Annotated in this window: 5 protein-coding genes; 4 read left to right on the forward strand and 1 reads right to left on the reverse strand. The window is 49.1% G+C overall.

Going from position 1 to position 4400, the window contains the following annotated elements; translation table 11 throughout:
• The first annotated feature begins 118 nt into the window (after positions 1-118).
• From EFBL_RS11350 to EFBL_RS11365, 4 genes are read left to right on the forward strand one after another with little or no spacing between them, the layout of a single operon-like run.
• On the forward strand, positions 119-1003 hold the full coding sequence (locus EFBL_RS11350; protein WP_096182249.1) for an acetaldehyde dehydrogenase (acetylating): 885 nt from the start codon (positions 119-121) through the stop codon (positions 1001-1003).
• Positions 1004-1026: 23 nt separating this feature from the next.
• The gene (dmpG, locus tag EFBL_RS11355; protein WP_096182250.1) at positions 1027-2055 is read left to right on the forward strand and encodes a 4-hydroxy-2-oxovalerate aldolase; all 1029 of its coding nucleotides are present in this window, start codon (positions 1027-1029) and stop codon (positions 2053-2055) included.
• A 12-nt stretch (positions 2056-2067) separates the two neighbouring features.
• Positions 2068-2853, forward strand: coding sequence for a 2-keto-4-pentenoate hydratase (locus EFBL_RS11360; protein ID WP_096182251.1), 786 nt, complete (start codon positions 2068-2070; stop codon positions 2851-2853).
• A gap of 37 nt (positions 2854-2890) precedes the next feature.
• A complete protein-coding gene (locus EFBL_RS11365; protein WP_096182252.1) occupies positions 2891-3085 on the forward strand; it encodes a 4-oxalocrotonate tautomerase in 195 nt (64 codons plus the stop codon).
• Between the two features lie 238 nt (positions 3086-3323).
• On the opposite strand, the gene EFBL_RS11370 is transcribed toward EFBL_RS11365, so the two are convergent.
• A complete protein-coding gene (locus EFBL_RS11370; RefSeq protein WP_096182253.1) occupies positions 3324-4262 on the reverse strand; it encodes an amidohydrolase family protein in 939 nt (312 codons plus the stop codon).
• Positions 4263-4400: the final 138 nt, after the last annotated feature.

The raw sequence follows: 4400 nt of genomic DNA on the forward strand, positions 1-4400 counted from the left end.
AATTTGTTCGCACTCCTGTTTTGGGGGTGAAACAATAAATGGCCCTAGTCAAGAGACTGGAGCCAGCAAGGGAAATTTAATTCCGAGAAGCTATATATTTACAAAGGAGGGGATTCCTGTGTCGAAAGTAAAAGCGGCCATCATCGGCTCGGGTAATATCGGAACGGACCTGATGCTTAAGCTGCGGCGTTCCGCCGTTTTGGAATTGACAGCCATGGTTGGAATCGATCCCGACTCGGATGGACTGCGCCGGGCCAGAGAATTTGGATATGAAGCGATTGACAGCGGGATTGAAGGGTTTCTTCAGAATCCCGATCTGGCAGACATTGTGTTTGATGCCACATCGGCAAAATCACATTTTCATCACGCAAAGCTTTTAAAAGAAGCGGGAAAACTGGCGATCGATCTGACTCCTGCGGCGGTTGGTCCGTTTGTTGTGCCTGCGGTCAATCTCGGATCCCATTTGGACCAAACCAATATCAACATGATAACGTGCGGCGGGCAGGCAACGATCCCGATTGTACATGCGATTCATCGTGTGTGTCCGGTCGAATACGCTGAAATAGTTGCCACTATTTCCAGCAAAAGCGCTGGTCCCGGCACTCGTGCAAACATTGACGAGTTTACCGAAACAACTGCTCACGGCATCGAGCAGATCGGAGGGGCCAAAAAAGGGAAGGCAATTATCATATTGAATCCGGCCGAACCTCCCATTCTGATGAGGGATACCGTTTACGCTCTCGTGAATGGAGAGCTGGTGGATGAAGAAGCGATTACCCGTTCTGTGACTGAAATGGTAGAGACGATCCAGTCCTATGTACCCGGCTATCGTCTTCGCACAGAGCCTATTTTTGACGGCAATCGGGTCAGCGTCTTTCTTGAAGTGGAGGGAGCAGGCGATTACCTGCCAAAATACTCCGGAAACCTGGACATTATGACGGCGGCGGCCGTGAAAGTGGCGGAAGAGTTCGCAAAGCATCGGCTGGCAAAAGCGGTCGTATAAAACATGCGAGGGGAGTGAGTCAAATGACAGCAAAGCGTGATGTGGTTATTACCGAAGTGTGCCTGCGCGACGGGAGCCATGCGATTGCGCATCAATTTACTGTTGAACAAGTGGTGAATGTTGCAAAGGCGCTTGATGAAGCAAATGTTCCATACATTGAAGTGTCTCACGGTGATGGTCTTGCCGGTTCCTCTTTGCAGTACGGCTTATCCCGCACAAATGAAATGGAACTGATCGAAGCGGCGGTTTCCGTTTGCAAACAAGCCAAAATTGCCGTACTGCTGCTTCCGGGCATCGGCACTATGCAGGAATTGAAGCAGGCTGCCAATTTGGGCGTCAAAATGGCCCGGATTGCCACTCATGTCACCGAGGCGGATATTTCGGCCCAGCATATTGCATTGGCGAAAGATTTGGGGCTGGAGACCGTCGGATTCTTAATGATGTCTCATATGGCACCGCCGGAAAAGCTGGTTGAGCAGGCGAAACTGATGGAAAGCTACGGTGCTGACACCGTTTACGTGGTGGATTCCGCGGGAGCATTACTTCCGCAAGAAGTGAAAGAGCGGATTCGGGCTCTGCGCCAAAGCCTGAAAATCAATGTTGGTTTCCACGGGCACAACAACTTGTCTCTGGCAATGGCCAATACCTTAGTGGCGATTGAAGAAGGAGCAACCCGAATCGACGGAAGTGTTCGCTGTTTGGGGGCGGGAGCCGGCAACACGCAAACCGAGGTTCTTGTTGCCGTGCTGGACCGTTTGGGCATTCAAACCGGAATTGATATTTATAAAATGATGGACTTGGCGGAAGAAATTGTCGCTCCGATTCTTCAGGTACCACAGGAAATCACAAAGGACAGCCTTGTTTTGGGTTATGCAGGTGTATATTCCAGCTTCTTGCTCCATGCACAGCGAGCGTCGAAAAAATTTGGCCTTGACTCCCGCGACATTCTGGTTGAACTTGGAAAACGGAAAGTAGTCGGCGGCCAGGAAGACATGATTGTGGATGTGGCTGCGGAGATTGCCGGCAAAAAAGCAAAGGTTTCCGTCGGCTAGAGGAGGAAAAGCATGGGGGACATAAACTTCAAATCCATAGCTGAATTTTTGAACAGCGCTGAGACAGAAAAGAAGGAAGTCACGCGCCTAACAGCGGACCATCCCGAACTATCGGTGCAGGATGCCTATCGGATTCAGGAAGAACTTGTGAAAATCAAACTTGCGCAGGGCTGCAAAATTCTCGGACCGAAAATGGGGCTCACCAGTCAGGCAAAAATGAAGCAGATGAATGTAGAGGAACCGATTTACGGGTATATTTTCGACTACATGGCGCTGCCGAACGGCGGCGAATTGCGGATGCAGGAACTGATTCACCCCAAAGTGGAGGCGGAAATCGCATTTATTTTAGGCCGCGATATCGAAGAACCCGGCGTCTCGGGAGTCCAAGTATTGGCTGCCACCGAATATGTAACTCCCGCGCTTGAGATTATTGACAGCCGATATGAGAACTTTAAATTCAATCTGCCTGACGTCATTGCGGATAACGCCTCTTCTTCGAGGGTTGTATTGGGGAGCCGTCTCACCCGTCCGTCGAATTTGGAACTCGATCTTGTCGGTGTGACGCTATCGATTAACGGGGAGATTAAAGCTTTGGGAGCTGGGGCAGCCGTATTGGGGCATCCTGCCAACTCAGTCGCTATGTTGGCCAATATGCTGGCCCGCAAAGGAGAAAAGCTAAGAGCCGGAGACGTCATCTTGACCGGTGGAGTAACCGAAGCGGTACTGTTGACTGTCGGCGATACAGTGTCAGCCAAGCTTGACGGATTGGGCGAGGTCAGTTTTACAGTCAAGGAGTAGACATTTATTCAGCTTCGAACGAAAGGGAGAATAGCGAATGCCGATTGTTAATATTCAGATGTTACAAGGGAGACCTGAAGAAAAGGTAAAAGAAGTCATACGGAATGTAACGGATACGATTGCCGAAACTCTGGATGTACCAAAGGAAGGGGTTCGCGTGCTCGTTACGGAAGTTCCCAAGACTCATTGGGGAATCGGCGGAACTGCGGTATCGGATATTCCGGGTCGATAGAAAATATTTTATTTAAACCGCTTTGTATCGATATCATGCAGGGCGTTCAATCAACTTCAGGAAGGTACAGCTACATCCTGTCAGATGTCAGCAGGTTCCGAACAGATACCGGTTTCCGTGAACGAACTGGACATAAGCTGGCTTCAGAAATTGCAACAAGTAAACCCGGTCTGCAAAAGATCGGGTTTTGAAATGCTTGCATGTTTTTTCTTGCCTTGTTTCCGGGGAAGTGCGATGACTATTCAAACAAGAGGGATTGAATCCCTTTCTCGTTGTACATCAAGGGAGGCCAAGCGCAAAGATCGAACGGAAAATCCGATCCCGGCACGACCCGGTCTTCGCCCACGACGTAAAGCAGGTATTCCAACGCTGGTCGATTCCAAAGAACGGAATCATACCAAAAACGTCTTAAATAGTCTGTCGGAGGGGCCTCCAGGGAATCGGCAATAGGCTTCCATTGCTCATATCCTTTGTTTAAGCGGCCAATTTGATAGGGCAGGAAGCCACCTCCATGGGCCAACAGGATTTTGACGTTGGGATATTTATCCAACATGCCGCTTAGTAGAATGTCGGCGGCACAGATGGTAGTTTCCCAAGGAACGCCAATTAGATTGGGCATCATCCTCCGGTGCAGCCTCGGATCTTCACTCAGCAACGGATGGAGAAAGACAATGGCCCGTCGGCGGTTCGCTTCTTCCCAAAAAGGGACATATACGTCATCTGACAGCATATGGCCTGAAGTCCCCGGACCGATGCATGCCCCTTTCAACCCCATATCGATTGCATTGGCCAATGCATCTGCCGCCAATGACGGATTGTTTAACGGGACCGTGGCGAGCGCTGACAGTTTCGCCGGTTGAGAACGAACCCATTTTGCCAGGGAAACGTTGTATACGCTTGCCATTTCGTTTGTTACTTCTACAGGAAATTCATATAAAAAGAGCTGCGGAATCGGGGAAACCAGAGAGTGCTTAACTCCAACCTCCGCCTGATTTTGAAAATATTTCGTTTCATTGTAAAATGATTCCTTCAGCTCGAATGCCCATTTTCCATTGACAGTCAGGAATTCCGCTTTGTTCGGATCTTTTTTTTCCCATGTTGCATGGACTGTTTTTTCGTTCTCTTTGAGCCAACCCAATACATCCGGTGGAACAAAGTGAGTGTGTACATCATACATGACCAGCACCGCCTTTTTAAAATTTGAGAATTATTGCATGAGAATTATGTCAAGATTCAGTGAAAATGTCACCTTAACTGTTCTATGAAAATGTCACTTTTTAGTTCCCCCCTCGTTTCATACGAAGGGGTTTCAAGA

Origin of the sequence: Effusibacillus lacus, from assembly GCF_002335525.1 — a bacterium.
Classification (GTDB): domain Bacteria; phylum Bacillota; class Bacilli; order Tumebacillales; family Effusibacillaceae; genus Effusibacillus; species Effusibacillus lacus.